The 21,118-nt window shown below is 35.8% G+C and carries 12 protein-coding genes; 1 reads left to right on the forward strand and 11 read right to left on the reverse strand.

What is annotated here, in order from left to right; genetic code table 11:
• Positions 1 to 21 precede the first annotated feature (21 nt).
• The 8 genes from F8162_RS23110 to F8162_RS23145 all read right to left on the reverse strand — a co-directional run bounded on the left by F8162_RS23110 (position 22) and on the right by F8162_RS23145 (position 15,277).
• Positions 22 to 1,464: an MDR family MFS transporter gene (locus tag F8162_RS23110; RefSeq protein WP_151630314.1), complete on the reverse strand. Its 1,443-nt coding sequence runs from the start codon at positions 1,462 to 1,464 to the stop codon at positions 22 to 24.
• Entirely contained in the window at positions 1,464 to 1,688 is a 225-nt protein-coding gene (locus F8162_RS23115; protein WP_000184070.1) for an MbtH family protein, read from the reverse strand. The genes F8162_RS23110 and F8162_RS23115 overlap by 1 nt, the downstream gene beginning before the upstream one ends.
• Entirely contained in the window at positions 1,685 to 8,842 is a 7,158-nt protein-coding gene (locus tag F8162_RS23120; RefSeq protein ID WP_151630313.1) for an amino acid adenylation domain-containing protein, read from the reverse strand. The genes F8162_RS23115 and F8162_RS23120 overlap by 4 nt, the downstream gene beginning before the upstream one ends.
• A gap of 33 nt (positions 8,843 to 8,875) precedes the next feature.
• Complete coding sequence (locus tag F8162_RS23125; protein WP_087980364.1) at positions 8,876 to 9,769, reverse strand: isochorismatase family protein; 894 nt, start codon at positions 9,767 to 9,769, stop codon at positions 8,876 to 8,878.
• A 30-nt stretch (positions 9,770 to 9,799) separates the two neighbouring features.
• On the reverse strand, positions 9,800 to 11,416 hold the full coding sequence (locus tag F8162_RS23130; protein WP_151630312.1) for a (2,3-dihydroxybenzoyl)adenylate synthase: 1,617 nt from the start codon (positions 11,414 to 11,416) through the stop codon (positions 9,800 to 9,802).
• Positions 11,417 to 11,429: 13 nt separating this feature from the next.
• Complete coding sequence (dhbC, locus tag F8162_RS23135) at positions 11,430 to 12,629, reverse strand: isochorismate synthase DhbC (protein ID WP_151630311.1); 1,200 nt, start codon at positions 12,627 to 12,629, stop codon at positions 11,430 to 11,432.
• A gap of 26 nt (positions 12,630 to 12,655) precedes the next feature.
• Positions 12,656 to 13,441 carry a 2,3-dihydro-2,3-dihydroxybenzoate dehydrogenase gene (dhbA, locus tag F8162_RS23140; RefSeq protein ID WP_151630310.1) on the reverse strand — a complete coding sequence of 262 codons (786 nt, stop codon included), beginning with the start codon at positions 13,439 to 13,441 and terminating at the stop codon, positions 12,656 to 12,658.
• A gap of 633 nt (positions 13,442 to 14,074) precedes the next feature.
• Complete coding sequence (locus F8162_RS23145) at positions 14,075 to 15,277, reverse strand: OFA family MFS transporter (RefSeq protein WP_151630309.1); 1,203 nt, start codon at positions 15,275 to 15,277, stop codon at positions 14,075 to 14,077.
• Positions 15,278 to 15,750: 473 nt separating this feature from the next.
• Between F8162_RS23145 and F8162_RS23150 the strand changes: the two genes are divergently transcribed.
• Positions 15,751 to 15,936: a YkvS family protein gene (locus F8162_RS23150; protein ID WP_151630308.1), complete on the forward strand. Its 186-nt coding sequence runs from the start codon at positions 15,751 to 15,753 to the stop codon at positions 15,934 to 15,936.
• A 67-nt stretch (positions 15,937 to 16,003) separates the two neighbouring features.
• On the opposite strand, the gene F8162_RS23155 is transcribed toward F8162_RS23150, so the two are convergent.
• The 3 genes from F8162_RS23155 to F8162_RS23165 form a co-directional block, all read right to left on the reverse strand.
• A complete protein-coding gene (locus tag F8162_RS23155) occupies positions 16,004 to 16,303 on the reverse strand; it encodes an ArsR/SmtB family transcription factor (RefSeq protein WP_151630307.1) in 300 nt (99 codons plus the stop codon).
• Positions 16,304 to 16,871: 568 nt separating this feature from the next.
• Positions 16,872 to 19,961 (reverse strand): AAA family ATPase, encoded by a 3,090-nt coding sequence (locus F8162_RS23160; RefSeq protein ID WP_151630306.1) that lies wholly within the window; start codon positions 19,959 to 19,961, stop codon positions 16,872 to 16,874.
• Positions 19,958 to 21,115 (reverse strand): exonuclease SbcCD subunit D, encoded by a 1,158-nt coding sequence (locus tag F8162_RS23165; RefSeq protein WP_151630305.1) that lies wholly within the window; start codon positions 21,113 to 21,115, stop codon positions 19,958 to 19,960. The genes F8162_RS23160 and F8162_RS23165 overlap by 4 nt, the downstream gene beginning before the upstream one ends.
• Positions 21,116 to 21,118: the final 3 nt, after the last annotated feature.

Raw genomic sequence — 21,118 nt, forward strand, 5'->3', positions numbered from 1 at the left:
TTATACAACGAATATCAATTGTTATTCATTGACAAGTGCTTTCTGTTTTTTTGATACGGATAACATTTTTTCTTTCTTCTTTGACATTACCTCTTTATCAGAAATACGTAAAGAAAATAGTAATGCTACGAGTAAAAATATTGCTGATCCAATTAATGCCGCTTGATAGGGTAAGAAATCTGACTGAGCATTATTTTGTGCACTATTATTTCCAAAACCGGCTAGTATACTAGCTAAAACAGCGACCCCTATTGCAGATCCTAATCGATTTTGCACATTAAATATAGTAGTTGCTCTCCCCATAGAAGGTGGCATGATATTGTTAAATGCAGAAAATTGGACTGCTCCAACAGACTGACCTAAGAAAATACCTATACCAAACAATAATGCCCGTATTTGCCATGGATTCGTATCGTGATTTACAAAACTTAATAAAACGAAGATAACGGCCGTACAAACTAACCCAATAGAGATTACCTTGCGAGCTCCTAATTTCTTATATGACCATGGTACAATCTGTGACGATATCATTAATCCAATCGCCTCAGGGAACGTTGTAAGACCTGATTCCAGTGCGGAAACTCCTATTACATTTTGATACATAAGTGGAAAAATAAACAACATTCCTAGTAAACCAGCGGATGAAAACAATGAAATAAGACTCATTTTTCTAAAGACTGGTTCTTTTAATAAGCGTAAATCTAACATCGGTTGCTTTACTCTAAGTTCTACAATAATAAACAACGCAATGAATACAGTCCCAATTATTCCAGTACTTATAATCTCTGGGGAAGCCCATCCTTTTGACGGCCCTTGACTAAGTGCATAGATTAGCATCGCAAATCCGGGTGCTGAAAGAACAAAACCGAGAGAATCAAAGCGACCAGCTGATTTTTCAATATGCTCTTTTAAAAATAGAAGACCGAATAGTAACGCTACGATTCCAAACGGTAAATTAATATAAAATGCCCAGCGCCAAGACATTTGATCTACAAAGAAACCGCCAATAATCGGTCCTACTGCCGGTGCGACAGCAATTGGCAACACAATAAACCGTGAAATTTTCGGCCTTTCCTCTGGTGAAAATGTTCGAAATAACATCGCCATCCCGACTGGTGTTAAAAGCCCCCCGCCAGCACCTTGCATGATACGAAAAATATTCAATGAAGTAATATCGTTCGCTATTCCACATAATACAGACGCAGTTGTAAATACGAAAAGAGCGGTTAGAAATACCCTTTTCGTACCGAAGCGATCTCCTAGCCAACCAGAAATCGGAAGGAAAACAGCTAAGCTAACTAAATACCCAACATTAACCGTCCCCATTGCAGATGTAGGCACTTGTAGTTCTTTACTTATCGTTTGGAGTGCTACATTCACAATCGTTGCATCCATCGCAGCCATAAACATCGCTGTTATATATACGATACTTACAACTACTTTTGGATTTATTTTTGCCTTCATTATCGTTTTCCTACTAATATTTTTTCGCCAACTTGATTACTTTTTGGATTCAAATCTTTCCAGTTATTTTCAACATATTGTAAACAATCATTCCTACTAGCCTCTTCATGTACGACATTCCAACCAATAGGTACATCAAGAAAGACAGGCCAGAGAGAATACTGGCCCTCCTCATTTTTTAATACTTTATATGTGTAATTATCATTTTCAAACGGATTCGTCATACTGTACTTACCCCTTTCTTATTCTGCAAATATTTCGCTAATACTTGTCCAATTTCTGTAAGTGGTCCTGGTTGACATAAATCTTTATGTCTACAATCAATATCGTGTTGCACAATTTGCCCATCTAAATAATTTAGCCACGTATTTGGAGAAATAGGATCAAACCAGTCTGGTATAACAGTAGATCTAAAGAATAAAATATCTCCGTTATAAACTTTCGGTACATATTTCCCTAACAATCCTACCGAATTTACATATGTTTCTTTCAAGTTCAAAATAGTCTCTTCTTCCAGACTTGCTAATGCACTTCCATCTTTACGAAGTATTTCTACTGCACTTTCCATCGTAAGTGGTTTACCATCCATGTTATCTGGATCGTATCCACCTAAAGCAAGTAATGCGATTAACGCTTCTTCTTCAGTAGGTGCTTCCGTATTCGGTAAGAAGTGACCTGGATAAGAATCTAGCATAACGAGTAATTCTACTTCTTCCCCTTCATTTTGCAGTTGCGCCGCCATTGCATGCACAACATTTCCTCCGAGCGACCAACCGAGTAAACGATATGGTCCGTGAGGCTGTACTTCACGAACGTGTTTTAAATAATCCGCCGCCATCTCCTCTAAACTTTTTGGAAGTTCTTCATTTTTAGCGATACCACGTGCTTGGACACCGTAGATTGGATAATCTGTTCCTAAAGATTTCATAAGTCCTGCATAGCACCAACTTAATCCACCTGCTGGGTGTACACAAAATAGTGGTAATTGGTCTCCGCTTGCTCGTAATGGAAGCAACACATCAAGTGCACTTTGTCCATTTCCCATTTCAAGTCTCTCAGCTAATCCTGCAACGGTTGGTGCTGCAAATAAAGTTCCGATATTTAATTCCACTCCAAGCGCTTCTTTAATTCGGCTCATAAGCTGCACCGCAAGAAGTGAATGACCACCTAAATCAAAGAATCCGTCATCAATTCCAATTTGAGGTACACTTAAAATCTCTGTAAATAAGTCACATAACATTTCTTCTTGCGGTGTTCTTGGTCCACGACTAGAAGATGATGCGATAAATTCTGGAGCTGGCAATGCCTTTCTATCTAATTTACCGTTTGGAGTTAAAGGTAACTCATTTACTACTACAAAAGCATACGGAACCATGTAATCTGGTAAACTACCTCCAGCATACTGACGCATTTCATTCGTATCAATCATTTCATTATTAGATGCGACGATATAAGAAACTAACCGTTTATCCCCTGGTTGATCTTCCCGTACAATAACGGCTACTTGCTGAATTTTAGGGTGTTTCATTATGACCGCTTCTATTTCACCTAATTCAATTCGGAATCCACGAATTTTTATTTGATGATCTGCACGCCCTATATAATCTAGCGTCCCATCTTTACGCCAACGCGCTAAGTCTCCTGTACGATACATTCTTGTACCAGGCTTACCAAACGGATCTGCGATAAAGCGCTCAGCAGTTAATCCTGCTCTTCCTAAATACCCACGAGCAAGCCCTGCACCAGCAACATACATTTCTCCAACTACTCCAGGTGGCACTGGTTGTAAGTAGTTGTCTAATACGTATACTTTAAGGTCTGGTATACTGCAACCAATTAAGCTATTCGCGCGTAAAGAAACAATATTCTCATCTAACTCAATATAACTAACATGTACTGTCGTCTCTGTAATACCGTACATATTAATAAGCTTCGGTGCATTTTGAGGATGTCGACTATACCAATCTTCTAATCGACTTAGCTCAAGTGCTTCTCCTCCAAAAACAACATATCGTAAAGATAATGTTTGACCAATCTCTTCATTTTCACGATCTGCTTGCATCAATTGATAGAACGCTGATGGAGTTTGGTTTAAAACAGTAACCTTTTCCTTAACAAGAAGTTGTAAAAATTCTTTCGGTGAACGACTTACAGTATGTGGTACCACGACTAGACGCCCTCCATATAATAAAGGCCCCCAAATTTCCCAAACTGAGAAATCAAAAGCGTATGAATGGAACATCGTCCAAACATCGTCTGCGTCAAATTGGAACCAATGATCAGTTGCTCCTAAAAGTCTTACTACGTTTTGATGAGGTATCATAACGCCTTTCGGTCTACCTGTTGAGCCTGACGTATAAATAACGTAAGCAATATGTGATGGAGTTAACGGCTTCACACGCTCCATTTCATCAATATTATCTTCACTATATTTCTCAATTTCTTTTATTACTTTTTCATCATCAACTAAAATTTTCAGTTCTTCATCACATTCAACTTCCACATCTGAATTTGTTAAAACACATGATGGTTTCGCATCGTGGAGCATAAATGAAATACGATCAGATGGGTAATCTGGATCTAATGGAAGATAACCTGCTCCTGCTTTAAGAACCGCGAGTAAACTCACAACCATATTTAAAGATCTCGGCATTGCTAAAGCAACGAGTTGATCAGGACCAATTCCTTTTGCTATTAACAAACGAGCTATTTTATTCGCTTTTTTATTTAACTCTTCATAAGTTAACTTTTCATCTTCAAAGACGACAGCAATAGCATTTGGATTTATATGAGCCTGCTTTTCAAATAATTGTGATAATGTCATTTCTGGTACAATTTGAAAACCACCATTCCACTTTTCTAACACTGTATTTTTCTCTGCTAACGTTAAAATTTCTAATCTACCAATTGATTGATCCGGATTCTCTACTGCATCATCTAATAACAAAATGTATCGTTCTATTAATTTTTGCACCGTTTCACGTTTATATAAATCCGTACTAAACTCTAATAATCCGTGTAAGCCGTTTGGAGTACCATCAACGCCGTTACTCTCGCTAATTTCAAATGTTAGATCAAATTTTGCAGAGCCGACGCTTTGAATTTCAAGTTTCGCTTCTGTATCAGGAGCATCAAAGGTTGCTTCTGGCGTATTTTGGAAAGCTAACATAACTTGAAACAGCGGATGACTATTTCGAGTACGTACTGGGTTTAACACTTCAACAAGTCGTTCAAATGGCACATCTTGATTTTCATAAGCTGCAAGATTTACTTGCTTCACTCTATTCAATAATTCTTTAAAACTTGGATCTCCTGCTGTATTTGTACGCAACACTAATGTATTTACAAATAAACCGACTATGTCAGAGAGTGCATCATCGTTCCTTCCAGCAATCGGACTACCGATTGGTATGTCAGTACCTGCACCTAATCTTGTAAATAACGCACTAAGTCCTGCTTGCAACACCATAAACAAACTAACTCCGTTTTTCCGTGCAAGTTCTACTAACCTACTATGCATACCCGCATCTATTTGAAAATGAATTGTTTCTCCTCGATAACTCGTTTCAATTGGACGCTGGTAATCTGTAGGTAACTCCAATTGATCTGGTAACCCCTTTAGCTCTTTCTTCCAAAACTCTAATTGTGTTGAAATGAGACTCTTTTCTGTAGTTTCATCACCTAACAATTGCTGTTGCCAAAGTGCATAATCTGCGTATTGAACTGGAAGTGTCTCCAGCTGCGCTCTTTCACCTTGACATCGCGCTTTATATGCCGTTGTAAAATCTCTCGTTAACGGTTGTAATGACCAGCCATCCCCTACAATATGATGCAATAGTATTAGTAATACATGTTCGTTTTCATTCACTGTAAATAGATGCAAACGAACTGCTGGTTCAACATCGAGGTTAAAGCTATATCTTACCGCCTCAGCAAGCACACTTTCTAATTCCTCTTTACATGTTTTTGTTTTAATCATTTCTAGATTTAAATTTTCCATATCTAAAATTTTCTGATAGGAACTACCTAATACGTTAGGGAAAATTGTTCTCAGTGTTTCATGTTTCTCGACTACATCATAAAAAGCACCTTGCAATGCTTCCTCGTTCAACTTTCCATACAAACGAATGACTAACGGGATATTATATGTAGGGCTTGGGCCTTCTAAACAATTTAAGAACCATAACCTACGCTGTGCAAATGAAAGTGGAACTTCATTTGGTCTATTTACTTTCTTAATTGCTGGCCTTGCACTTTTCGCTTGATCTAATTGTTCCGCTAGTTCAGCAACAGTTGGCGATTCAAATAGTTTTCCAATTCCTAATTCCACACTTAACGTTTCACGAATTCTTGCCATTAAACGAGATGCAAGAAGCGAATGGCCTCCCATTTCAAAGAAATTATCATCAATGCTAATGCGAGAAACACCAAGTACTTCTGCAAATAAGTCACATAATATTTCTTCTTTCGGATTTCTAGCAACTCTCTCCTTGTTCATTTCATTAAAATCAGGAGCTGGTAATTTCTTTCTATCAACCTTTCCATTCGGTGTTAATGGTAATTCTTCTAACAACACAAACGCTGATGGTACCATATAATTCGCTAAACTTTCTGAAACATAAGATCGAATTTCTGCAATGTTAATTTTATCCTTCTCTTCAGCAACGATATACGCAATAATTCGTTTATCATTTGGGCGATCTTCTCGCACCATTACTACAGCTTGTTGAATATACTCATGTCGTTGTAAAACCATTTCAATTTCAGCTAATTCAATTCGGAAACCACGGATTTTTATTTGATGATCTGCTCGGCTCATGTATTCCAGCACACCATCGTTACGCCATTTCACAAGATCACCTGTGCGGTACATGCGCTTCCCTCGTTCTCCAAAAGGATTTGCTACAAATCGTTCAGCCGTTAACTCTGGTTTTCCTAAATAGCCGTTCGCAAGTCCTTCTCCTGCAATATATAGTTCGCCAATTACTCCAGGTGGTACTGGTTGTAATCCTGCATCTAATACATACACATCTGTACTCCAAATCGGTTTTCCAATAGGGGGTATACCAATTTCATTTTCGTCGATGTTCTTGAAAGTAGACCAAATCGTCGTTTCAGTAGGTCCATATAAGTTTGTAATAGAGCAACCTAATTCTTTTAATGTATTTGCTAAATGAGCTGGAAGAGCTTCACCACCAACGAGCGCTTTTAGCCCTTTTAGTCTCTCTGGATATTCCGTTACTAACGCCTGCCAAAGCGTCGGTGTAGCTTGCATAATTGTCGCTCTTTCTTCTTGTAACAATGCAGTTAACACAGAAGGTTCTTGAATTACTTCTTTTTGTGCGATTGTTAAACTTGCACCACTAATAAGAGGTAAATAAATTTCTAGTGCAGAAATATCAAACGCAAACGTTGTAACTGCTACTAAATGATCGTTTTCATTTAGTGAAAACATATCGTCCATAGCCAATAAAAAGTTACTTAAAGCTTTCATAGGAACAACTACACCTTTTGGATTTCCCGTTGAGCCTGAAGTGTAAATTGTATAAGCTGAGTTTAAAAGTGATTCATCATTTCTTAATGGTATATTCATATGAGAATATGCTTTTAACGCTTGTTCTGTTTCTTCACGATCTAATTCAATTTTTTTCATATCATTTTCTATAAATAAAGTTGATGTAACAGATGAATGCGTTATAATACAAGCTGGTTTTGCATCATTTACTATATAATTGATTCGCTCGTCTGGATATTCTGGATCTATTGGTAAATACGCTGCACCAGCCTTTAAGACTGCTAGCATACTAACTACCATTTCCGTTGATCTTGGAAATACTAAAGCTACAAACTGATTTGGCCCTATTCCTTCTTCTACTAAATAGTGTGCTAGTTCATTCGCTCGTTCATTTAGCTCTTTATACGTAAGATTTATTCCATTACAAGTAACTGCTATTTTATTTGGATTTTTTTGTACTTGTTTTTCAAATAATATAGGTAGAGAAATTAGCTCTTCAGCTTCTTTAGTTTCATTCCATTCGAATAAAACTTTTTGATTTTCTTCAGGAAGAGTAATGTTTATGCTTCCAATCGACGCGTCTTTTTCATAATCATTTATCACTAATTCTAATACATTCATAAATCTTTCTTTATGCAATGCTAGTTCCGAGCCATTATATACTTCCGGGTTCGCATCAAAATGAATCATTAGCTCATTTTCATCGAAACGTTTATAAACATTTATCGATAAATCATCGACCGGTCCTGCTGATAAATTATTTGTAATACCACGATTCCCAGCAAAGTTAAGCCCGTAATCAAAAGGCATCACATTCACTAACGGCCCGAATAACCTTTGATTTTCACCTAGTAACTTTAAATCTCTTCTTAATTCCTCATGACGGTATTTATGATGACGACGTACGTCTCGGATTTCTTTAGAAACTTGCTGTAATAATTCCGTAATAGTTATATTTGGAGTTACAGTGAGACGAAGTGGTACTAAATTCATTACCATACTCGGTGTATGAATTGATGCAGTACCTAGACGCCCCATCATCGGTAAACCTAAAACAATATCGTTTGCACCTGTTAACTTATGCATATAAATACTTGTTACAGCGACGATAAATTCTGGCCAACTTGTTAACGAAATATTAATATCTTCTAGTAAAGTTTTCGTGCTAGAACTGGATAAATAAGCTGTTTCTCGTAAAAATCCATTTGATGTTCTCGGCGCTCTTTCTGCTAAGCTTACAACTTCTGGTTCATCTGCAAACTTTTCTAACCAAAAAGCGCGATCTTCCAGAAATTGTTTAGAATCACGATACTCAATATCTTCTTGTACAATCTTTGAAAGAGTACCAAATGGTTTCTCTGTCTTATTTGTTTCTTCTATAAGTTTTGTATACTCTCTCGCTACCTTTTGGCTAAGAAGTGAAAATCCATAGCCATCCATCACAATGTGATGGATGCGCTGATACCAAAAGAACCGATTTTTTTCCACTTGAATAAGTGCTTCAGTAAATAATTTATCCTCTTTTAAATCCACGGGCATAGATAAATCATTTTTCATCCATACTTTAGCAGCTTCTTCAGGGTTTTCTTCTTTACGAACATCAATAAAATGCATATGAAACTGTAATTCTTCAATAACTTGCCATGGGCCCATTTCATCCTCTTCGAAACGAACATGTAGTGCTTCTGCTTCTGTTACAGCTTTACGTACTGCTAATTCGAAAATTTCTTGATTAATATTTCCGTTTATTTCAACATATTCTCCAGTATTATAAATCGGATTTAGCGGATCTAATTGCTGTGCAAACCACATACCAGTCTGCGCAGATGATAACGAATGACGAACCTTTTGACTATTAGGCATTCTTTACTACCCCTTTATTATGTAGTCTATTTGTTACAGCACCTGTGCTGTCTGTGAAGATAGTAAACTGTACCAATCGGAAACAGTTGGACGTTCTGCTAAATCTGCAAAAGTTATTTCTTTCCCTTCGCGACGCCACTTCTCTACTAAACTCATAATTCTGACCGAATCAAGTCCTCTATTTAGTAAGTCCTCATCAATATCAATACTCTCTACTGGCTCACGAAGTAGTTGTGCAACTAGTTCATGCACTTCCTGTATAGTGATTCCTTCACTCTCATCACTTTTTACACTTTGTAAATCTTTTAACAGTATGTTTGTTGATGTCGTTACTGCACATCTATTAGATGCATACTCCAATGCTTGTTTATGATGCTCTAATGAAAAATCAGCAACTGCATCTGCTACAAAGAACGGCTCTATACCATCCATAAATGCTTCGCAAGCTGTTAAAAGGCAGCCGATATGCGCATAAATACCGCAAATAATAAGTTGATCTCTTCCCTGTTCATTTAAAATTTCTAATAGATTTGTCTTTTTAAATGCACTATATCTCCATTTTGTTAAGAATATATCATCCTCATCAGGAGTAAGTTCACCGACAATTTTCTTTTTATCTGGTCCAGCAGGAATACCGTCCCCCCAGAAATCTTGTAATAACCCTCGTTGTTCTAACGTTTGTCCACCTGGTTGTGCTGTATAAACAACTGGTATACCAAGTTCCTTACATTTTTCTCTTATCACCTTAATATTTGAAATAAGTTCTACTTTTGGTGATTCTTTATCGCTATATGCATCAAGAAAATATTCTTGCATGTCATGGATTAGAAGAACCGCACGTTTCGGATCTGGTGTCCAGTTCACTTTATTTTTTGGTAGTTCTGATTCAACTGGCATTTTGTATACTGAAATAGATGGGATAGCCATCTAATCACTTCCTTCCAATTTTTATATTTTTTATTGTTTTACCGTAATAAGTTTTTCAGTAATGACTTTACGTAACTCTTTTTTGCTTACCTTTCCAACACCTGTTTGCGGGAATGATTCAATAAATTCAATTCGATCTGGAATCTTATAAGCTGCTATACCGCGTTTTCTTAAAAACATTTTTAATTCGCTTATTGTTGGAGCTTGTCCTCGAGCTATAACAAAGGCACAAGTACGTTCTCCTAAATAATCATCAGGCATTGATACAATGGCTACATCATGTACTGCATCATGTGCTAATAGATGATTTTCAACTTCTTCCGCAGCAACTTTCTCACCACCACGGTTAATTTGATCTTTATCTCTACCTTCTACAATGATGTAACCTTGTTCATTTACTTTTACAAGATCACCAGTGCGATAAAATCCATCCTTTGTAAATGATCGTGCATTATGCTCTTCTGCTTTATAATAGCCACGAATTGTATAGGGCCCTCTTGTTAATAAACTACCCACTTCACCAGGTTTTACATCGTTATCATTTTCATCAACAACCCGTACTTCATCGAATGTAGACATCGGTCTCCCTTGTGTATGAATAATGATTTCTTCCGGATCATTTAATCTCGTGTAATTTACTAACCCTTCTGCCATACCAAACACTTGCTGTAACGTACATCCAAATGTAGGGCGAATACGCTTCGCAACTTCGGCACTAAATTTCGCACCACCTACTTGAATCACTTGCAAGCTCGATAAATCGTTATTACGGGAAGAGGCAGCATCAAGCCAAATCATTGCTAATGGTGGAACGAGCGCTGTAATCGTTACTTTTTCTTTTTCTATAAGAGCAAATGCCTCATCTGGACTCCCTCCAGTTGCTAACACTACTTTTCCACCCGCATAGAAAGTTCCAAATGTCCCTGGAGAACTCATCGGGTAATTGTGTGCTACTGGAAGAACTGCCATATAGACGCTATCCGTATTCAAATTACAAATTTCAGCGCTAACACGTAAACTATAAATATAGTCATCATGTGTTCTAGGAATTAATTTAGAAAGTCCTGTTGTCCCTCCTGATAATTGAAGAAACGCAACATCACTTGGCTGAACTTCTGGTAATGGAACGGGATCTATATACAGATCACTTATGTTCACAAACTCTTCTTCTTCTCCCACTACAATTACATGTTGTAAAGTTGGTACTTTCTCTTTCACTTCTCTTGCTAGTTTTCGATAATCAAAGCCGAGAGCCTTATCTGAAATAACGTAAGCACTCGCCTCACCAAACTCACAAAAATAACTAATTTCACTGCTTCGATGTGGAGGTAGTGCAAAAACAGGAAGTGCTCCAATTCGAAATAGCGCAAAACATATTTCGAAAAACTCGATAATGTTAGGTAATTGGATTACAACTCGATCTTCTTGCTTTATTCCTAAATTCAGTAAACCTGATGCTAAGCGATCTACTTTTTTATCAAGCTCACTATATGTCATATGCGAATTACCACTTACAACTGCAATTTGATCTCCATATTTTTCAGCACGTTCTCTTAACATCTCGCCAAATGTTTCACCAAGCCAACACCCTTCTTCTCGATAGCGATCAGTGAATTCTTTTGGCCATTCCGTATAACCTGTTACCATTCTTTCTTCCCCCCTATTTTTCATTCAGCGAATTATTTCTTAACCCTAGAGCCTTCAGCATTGTTTGGAACTTAGCTGATGTTTCTGCTAACTCATCTTCTGGTTTTGACTCAGCAATAACTCCCGCCCCTGCATATAAACGAAGTGTATTTTCTTGCACTTCAGCACAGCGAATTGTAACAATCCATTCACCATCTCCATTTAAATCGCTCCATCCTAGCATTCCTGTAAAGAATTCACGGTCAAATGGTTCAATTTGTTGAATCGCCTCTCTTGCTTCTTCCATCGGTGTTCCGCAAACTGCTGGCGTAGGATGAAGAGCAATTGCTAATTCCAAAGAAGAAGTTTTTGGATCCTTTAGTTCACCTTTCACTTCAGTGGACAAATGCCACATCGCTTCACTATGAATAACGGATGGTTTTTCTGGAACGTGTAGTGTATGACAATATGGACGTAGTGCAGCGGCAACCGCTTCAACTACTACCGCATGTTCATGTAAATCTTTTGGAGAAGAAAGTAATTCCTCTGCTCTTCTTTTATCTTCTACTGGATCATCACTACGTGGTCTTGAACCAGCTAACGGATTAGAAATAACTTGCATACCATTACGGGAAACGAGTAATTCAGGACTTGCTCCAATTAATGTCTTACTATTTTCGTTTTCATCTTTTGGTAAATTAACAGCAAATGTATAACCGTGCTTATTATGCTCTGCTAATTCTCGAAGAAGTTTTTGCTTATCAATCTTTTCGGAAGATTCAACATCTAACGATCTGGATAGAACGATTTTCTTTAAATCGCCGTCCTGTATTTTTTTAATCCCTTGCTTTACACCATCCATATAAACTTTAGGATCTGGTACAGGCGTCATTTCAAATGTTAAGTTCTCATGTGTTTCAAGCTGATTTGTTGTATCCAATTGTAAACGCTCAGAAATTCTGCTATATTCTGGGACGATAAGTTGAACTTCTTTTCTACGATCAAATGGCAAAGCACCAACAACGATAGGATTCGGATTTCCAGCTTGTTTCGCATTACTTAATACCGCATTTACAAGCTCTGGGAAACTTTCAATTTCACGATGCTTTACTGTAGTAAACTCCCCTTCTGTCAATATTGTTCGAGTTGGTGAAGCGAAAAAGAAAGAAGATTCAGTCTTATATTCTTCTAATAATTTTTCTGACAGTTCCTTTACAGCCGTAAATTCATTCATAGTATAGTAGCCCCCTAATTTTTTTATTAAACTCCTAATGTAGCTCCGCCATCGACACATAAATTGTGCATTGTAATATGACTTGCTTTATTTGAAGCTAAAAACAATACTGCTTCAGCAACTTCTGAAGGCTGTGCAATTTTTTGTAACGGTATACCGAGTCTATATGTACTTTGAGAACCAGCAATAATATTTTTTGCTCCATTCTCATCAGCCCATAGTAACCTTTGCATTTCAGTTTCAGTAGAACCTGGAGAAACTAAGTTACAGCGAATGTTGTACGCTGCAAGTTCTAAACCTAAACACTTCATAAACATCGTCGTTGCAGCTTTTGATGCGGCGTACGCTGCCATCTCCATTCTCGGAGTATTTGCTGCATTTGAACCAACTGTAACAATTGCCCCAGACTTTCTTTGCATCATATGTTTACTTACTGCTCGGGACATATAGAAAACTCCTGTAGAATTTACAGAGAATGTTTTATTCCAATCTTCATCACTTAAAGAGTGAATCGCTCCCATACGTAAAACCCCAGCAACATTTACTAATACATCTATTGGTGCTATATCATTTTCGATACGGTTTACTATATCTTCAACAGATGTGCTATTACTCACATCTAAATGAAACGTTTTCATACGTGTTTCATTTAATTCATTTTGATTTAAGAGTACTTTTAACTCCTCTTCATTTTGATCCACCGCAATAACTGTAGCTCCTCTTTCTAAAAACATTTTGGCAACAACACTACCTATACCTTGGGCTGCACCTGTTACTAAAACCGTTTTCCCATCAAATTCCCCTAAGTTCATTTCCTCTATCCTTTCATTTGAAAATTAATCTAATTAAACAAATAATGATAATGATTATCATTATCGATGTAAAAAATAATACACTTACTAAACTAATTGGTCAAGTGTACTTTTCATTAAAATATTATTCATTGATAATGTTTTTCATTTAATATTCTTACATCGAAATGATAATCTTTCTCAATATACTTGTCAACCTATTTTTATTTTTCAGACAAAATATTTTAGTGATTCTCAATACAATTACACCTAAAAGCAATAATAAGTGCCTACATTACACATTTAAACTCCTTTTTTGTAAAATTGAAGAAGATAAACTGTAGATACCTTCATTTACAAAGCCTTATCAAAAGCTCAAGTATATATTTTCTCAACATTTTTCTGAAAATACCGAGAAAATATATCTTGCAATTACTGATGTATGTCTTGTTTATAATTTAAGATTTAATACGTATTTCGAATATAATGTATCACTTTTAATATTCCAATATAATCCAAATGATTGTTTCACTCACTTTTTTTGTCTCAAATGGTTCCAAAGATTATATAACCTCGTTACAATAATTCATAAAAAAAGCACCCTATTTAACAGGATGCTTTTCGTAACCATAGTGTTATAGAAGATTTATATACTTATGCTACGCTGCGATACTCTTCTTCTTGTTCTTTTTTCTGTTTAGGTGCTTGAATTACAATTGCGATAATAAATGATACGACACATAATACGCCGATCACCATGAATGTTGGTTTGAATCCACCTAGAAGTGCACCGATAAAGGAACCTGCAAGCGCTCCAAATCCAAATCCTTGATACACCATTCCGTAGTTTTTACTATGGTTTTTCATACCGTAGAAATCACCAACGATAGCTGGGAAAATAGTGATATTTCCACCAAAGCAAAACGCTACACTTGCTACACATACGAAGTAGATACCATAATTTAAATCTACGAAACTTAGAACTAAGACTGAACTAGCCATAACAACAAAAGTACCAGTAACGATTTTTAAACGACCGATTTTATCTGATAACGGTCCTAGAATAATACGACCTAATGTATTGAAGATTGCAACCATAGCCACCGCATTAGCTGCTGTCGCTGCGCTAAGTCCTACAAGTTGAACACCAATGTCTTTTACCATACCAATTAAGTATAAGCCACTCATACATGATGTAAATAACATTATAAATAATAAGTATACTTGTTTTGTACCTAACATTTCTTTCGTTGTATATTCATAAGTTTTTGTTTCATGAACTGCACCTTGATCAGCAGCTTGATGGATTAAACAAGCTCCAAGGACAATCATAGCTGTAACAATTAAACCCCAGTATATAAATGCTTGTGATACACCAACTGATTCAATTAACTGTGCGTTAACGTATTTAAAGATTAAGCTACCCGAACCATATGCAGAGACAGAAATTCCAGCAATTAAACCTTTACGCTTTGGAAACCACTTTATTAAATTGGATAGTGAAGTGATATATGCTGTACCATCTGCATAACCTACAACAACCCCTGCTAGTACATAAAGCAATATTAACGAAGACGCTTGTGAACTAAGTACTAATCCTAGTCCTAATGCTAACCCAGCTATCATAATAAGCTTACGAAGTCCCCATTTTTCTTGCAATTTACTCGCAAATAAAGTTGAAAATGCTAAGGAAAGACTCGTAATTGAGAAGGTTATAGCAACTGCGTTAAGACTCCAACCGTATTTACTAACTAAAGGCTGATTAAATAAACTCCATGTATATATCGTTCCAAGTCCCATTTGAACTATGACTGTACCAAGGACAACAAGCCATGGATTAACATTTGATTTTTTCATACCTTTCCGCCTCCTCTTTCTATTTCAATGCTTTTCGCTAAGTTTTCTTTTTTTTATGTTCATATTGACCACCTCTTTTGATTTAACACCTTCATTGTATAAGATGTTCCCTGTTATGTAAGCACTTACAATATAGAGCGTCAAAAATATGGAATCAGTTACAGAAAACGAAGGACGAAATACAAAAAACTACTTATTAAATACGAAAGCAGCTTTTATAATGTTTTGTTTCCATAAGACTTACAGCTGTTTTATCATCTTTTTTATAAAAATTATGACTCATGTTATACAATTGCAAGATTTTAATTTTCCTATACAAACAGAAAATAACCTGTTTACACTAAGATGCACTTTATTTTTTATAAAATAAAAAAATATTTTATTGATAAACAAAACTAAATATTCACTAATATATCTATACGTGGTTTAATATATATAATAAAAAATATTTCTGTCTTTAATGAGGAGGTACTATGAAAGCAAACGTAGGGGATACTATACTTTTTCAACGAAATAATTTAAAGATTACAGGGTCTGTACTAAAACTTTATACTGAATCGGTCTTAGTTGAAGTTACAGATGTAAGCGGTGGTACTTTTGAATTCGATCGAACAATTGTAAATCATAAAAACTATAAAATTTTAAATACGAATACATAAAGTGAAACAAACAACACAAAATAGCCCCTGCTCACCAGCAGCGGCTATTTTATATGAAAATACTTCATTAGTTAATATATCCTAAAACACTTACAATCTTACTCGCCTTTAAATTATTAATGTGATAATAAATTTCTAAGCCCCTTCTCTCAGCTCGTAACACTTTACCTTTCATTTTTGATAAATGTTGCGAAACAGTAGATTGTGGAATATTCAGTAATTCTGTTAATTGTGTTACATTGCAAGTTTTTCTCGTACTTAATTCATTTACAATTTGTAATCGGATTGGGTGCGCCATAATTTTTAAAATATCTACATCTTCTTCTGAAACTACACCTTTTCTCATTTCACTCGTATATGTTGTCATAAGACATTCCCCTTTTATGTGAATTTCTCTTATTTAGATCTATTTCCAAAATATTTAAAACTCCGATGTGAAACCTTTATATAAAAATAATAGAATTTTAAATTTTTAAAAACAGAATGAAATACAATTCACTTTATTTATTTGGTACATATACATAATACAATGTTAATATGTGCTCTATGTGAAGTTAGCATAAATTTATAATGAAGATTTTTCAAATAATTCACATGTAACTATCCACTTACCCATAACACTGTCCAGTGATTTTAACATATTTTAGGCGTTTGTATATATTATCTACAAAATAAATGTTGATTATGTCAGCCGTATCATATTAGTCTGTGGATCGGCTTTATTTTTAGTAGGTGGCGTTATCTCGGCAATTTCGGCCTTTAGAACGTATAATCGTTTGGAAAATACACCTCCTTCTACAGATAACTCATAAATACATTGTCTAATTCTGAAAAACAAACAAATGCCACCTCTAAAAAGAGATGGCATTTGTTTTATCATAAACTCCATACTAGAAGAACGTAAACAATACTTTGATTATGAATTACAATTGTACTTACTTCACCACAAACCTCGTCTGACTACACCCATCCTTCTGTTTCGTTACTTCTAATACAGCTGGCATTGCGTTTTTCAGCTCTTGAACGTGTGAAATGACACCGATAAATCGGCCTGATTTTTGTAAGTCAATTAAAGCGTCAACTGCTTTTGTTAATGACTCTTCATCTAGTGAACCAAAACCTTCGTCGATAAACATCGTTTCGATGGAAATTCCACCTTCATACGCTTGAATGACGTCTGCCATTCCAAGCGCTAAGCAAAGCGATGCATTAAATTTCTCGCCGCCAGATAATGTTTTTACATCGCGTGTTTGGCCAGTGTATGCGTCGTATACATCTAAGCCTAATCCACTCTGACGATTTCTCTTTTCAACTCGTTCACTTCGTTTTAAATAAAATTGTCCATTTGATAATTTACGTAATCGTTCGTTTGCAATTTGAACAATTTGTTCTAAATACTCAATTAAGATGTAACGTTCAAATGATATACGGCTTTCGTTATCACCTTTCATTACTTCATATAAATCAACAAGTTCTTGGAAAGCTTTTTCTTCCTCATGAATTTGCTCATCAATACGTCTAATATTTTCATGTAATTCAGAAATATATGTTACCGCATTTTGCGCACGTTGACGTTTTTCTTTAATTATATCGAGATTAATTTGTAATTCTGTTATGTGTTCACCTAACGCCGTAATATCCATATACTCTTTATCTTTTAATTCAGCATGTAATTCTTCAATTTGTTTTGCAAGTACTTCAAGAGATGAATAATAGCTTTGAATTTCTTTTTGTAACAGCTCCATCTCGATATCACTTAATTTAGCTTCTTTATACGTGATTTGATCTGTAAATCCGCTCTGTTCAAGCTCTTTCATAAAGCGCATGAAAGTCTCTTCTTTCTTCAATTTTGCACTTTCAAATTGATTAGAAGCACCTTCCTGTTCTGCTTGAATACGTATATTTTCATTTTGCCAATGTTGATACGCTTCCTGTACTTTCTTCCATTCGTCCTCCATCAATCTGAGTTCGTGCATAGCTTGGTCAAACTGGACTTTCCAAGCTTGTACTGTTTGTAAGTTTTCAGGAATATTTTTCTTATCATGTTCATATGACGTACGAAGCTGCATACACTCCATTTCTGTACGGTGCTGCTCTGTTTCTACCTCACGCTTTTGTTTCTGAAGTGCATCTACTTTTTCTTCTACGCTTTTTATATTCACAGCAGTTTGCTTACGCGTTTCTTCGCTTGCTTTTAACGTATTTACTTCAGTTGCTAATTGTTTTCCTTTTTGAACAAGCGCACTATATGTTTCAACTAATTCTTCCGAGCAATAGCCTCGCTTTTTAACCTCTTCTATTATCTGCTCATATTGAAGATGATAGAAATTCCATTTCTCCTCTAATTGAACATGTAATTTTTCAGCAATATTTTTCTTGTCTCTTAAATCATTTAACTCTTTTTCATCGATTGCATCACTTTGCTCTGTAGCTTTTTTCGGATGGTTCGTACTCCCACATACTGGGCAAGATTCACCATCATGTAAATGAAGAGCTAATATACCAGCTTGTTCACTTAACCAGCGACGTTCCATATTTTCATATGCGTTCACTGCCAATTGCATCTTATTATATGCCGCTTCTTTTTCTTTCTCGAATTTTTGTTTTTCTTGCCAAACATCAAATGCTTGCTTTAAAATTTTTGCATCTTCTCGCATATTCGTTAGTTCTTCTACTTTATCTACATATTCCTCAAGTGCTCGTTCTAACTGTTGTAACTCACCAGACATTAGCTGTTTTTGATTTGTATGCTCCTCTAATTGTCGATCTAAGTTTTGCATACTTTCTTTTAATTTCCCTATTTGAATTTCTGCATTTTGTAAATTCAACTGTTTCTCAGCTATTGATGCAATAATCGGTTGTAACTCTTCTAATCTTTGAACGAGTTTTTTTGCATTTTCTCTCTCAGGTTCTTTATTCTTTACTGCTTCATATTTCTCCTGAGCAAGTTCAAAGCTATTCGTTATATGTTCTTTTTTGGCGATTATTTGTTTTAACAAACTTTCAGCCTTCTGCTCATTTTGCATTGCTTCTTCATACCATTGTTCAAATGGTAATAAACGCTTCGCTTGTTCCGCATGTTTAAAAGATTTTTCTTTCATTTCAATAACTGTACGGTTTTCTTCTAAAGCATTATATTTCTCATTCCTTTGTTGTAAATCTATAAACTTCTCATTTACAGATTTCGCTGCATGAAAACGTGTTTCAGCATCCTTTAATTGCTTCGTTTGAACATCTTGTTCTACTTGTAATTGCTCAACCTCTGCCTTATACACAGCTGTTTCTTGTTCTAATGCTTCTACTACTTGATGCGTATTTACATGTTCTTGTTCCACTAATGTCTCTAATAATGCTCCATCGCGGATTGGTAATTTAAATACATTACGGAAGTATAGCTCTCGCTCTTTCTGCTTTTCTTGTAAGACGTCTTTCCATTGTTTACGTTTTTGATCAAGTAACTCACGCATTAACTTATAACGATCCGTTTTAAAAATACGACGCAAAATTTCTTCTTTGTTTTCTGTCTCAGATGTTAATAGTTTTCGGAATTCCCCTTGCGGTAACATAACAATTTGGCTAAATTGATGTTTACTTAAACCAATTAAATCTTCCACTTTTTTATTTACATCCGTTACATGAAAACGATCAACAGCTGGAACATTCTCTTCATTAATTACTTCATATAGTTCTACTGCCTGTCCCGTGATCGTCTTGTTCCCTTGTTTTTTATGCCCAAGTTGTCGTTTTATTTCATAACGCTTTCCTTTTAACTGAAAGATTAGTTCTACACTTGTATACATATTGTCATCAGCAAATTGACTGCGAAGCATGCTCGTATCACTACGTTCTTCGCCGCTTGCCTCACCATATAACACATAACAAATCGCATCAAAAATCGTTGTCTTTCCAGCTCCTGTATTCCCAGAAATGGCGAAAATACGATGATCTCCAAGATCGTTAAAATCGATTACTTCTTTCTGTTTATATGGGCCAAATGCTGTCATAATTAACTGAATCGGTCTCATCCTCGTTCACCTTCCCGTTCTTGCACTGTTTGTAGTACCTCTACAAATAGACGTTCTTTCTCTTCTGATAAATCTAAGCCTTTCATTTCTTTATAAAAAGCCTTTAATAGGGATAAATCATCCGTTTTATGTCTTGAAACAGTTACTTCATTTGACTCTGTGAGCGCTCGTCTTTGAATCGATCTTTCAACATGCATTGCATTTGGATATACAGAACGTATTTTTTCCATTGGCTGCAAGACAGGATTTTCATCTAATAATTTTACAAACACGTAATCTTCACTTACTGGATGTTGTAACAATTCATCTATTTTCGCTTCTACTGTTCGCATTTTACGACGTGGTGTAAGTAACCTTTTTTCAATTGATACTTCACCTTGTTCGTCCAGTTCCACAATATAATATCCTTTTTTATGTTTTTCTTCAGAAATAGAATATGCAAGTGGCGAACCTGAATATCGAATTGTCTCATTACGTACAAAATGCGCTTGATGTAAATGTCCAAGCGCTGTGTAATGAAACTTATCAAAATAATGACTATTTACATATTCAGCACCACCAATTGAAAGTGGTCGTTCTGCATCACTTGTATTCTCTTCTGCTTCTCCCGCAGAAGTTACAAATGCATGACCAACAAATACGTGTCTTGCTTCTTTATCCATCGTTTCAGAAAGCTCATTCATAAAAATACGCATCGCATCATCATGAGAACGTACATCTTCGTTTTTCAATACATGTCTAACTATGCTTGGATCCGCATATGGAACGAGATGGAAGTGAACCTCTCCATATTCATCATTTAATATAATTGGCTCATATGGAAATTGAAATTGTCCCACAATAAATAATCCTTGTTTCTTCATTAAACTACTTCCAAAATGAATACGATCTGGACTATCATGGTTTCCTGCAACCGCAATAACTGGTGTTTGTAAATCAATCACTATTTTTTGTAAAACATCATTTAATAAGTCTACTGCTTCTGTAGGTGGAATTGCTCGGTCGTATAAATCCCCTGCAATCATTACGGCATCTGGTTTTTCTTCCTCAACAGCTTGTACAAACTGATCTAATACAATCTTTTGATCTTCAGTCATATACACGCCATGAACGAGCTTTCCTAAATGCCAATCCGCTGTATGAAATAACTTCATAGT

The organism is Bacillus sp. CH140a_4T (assembly GCF_008923725.1).
Taxonomy (GTDB): Bacteria; Bacillota; Bacilli; order Bacillales; family Bacillaceae_G; genus Bacillus_A.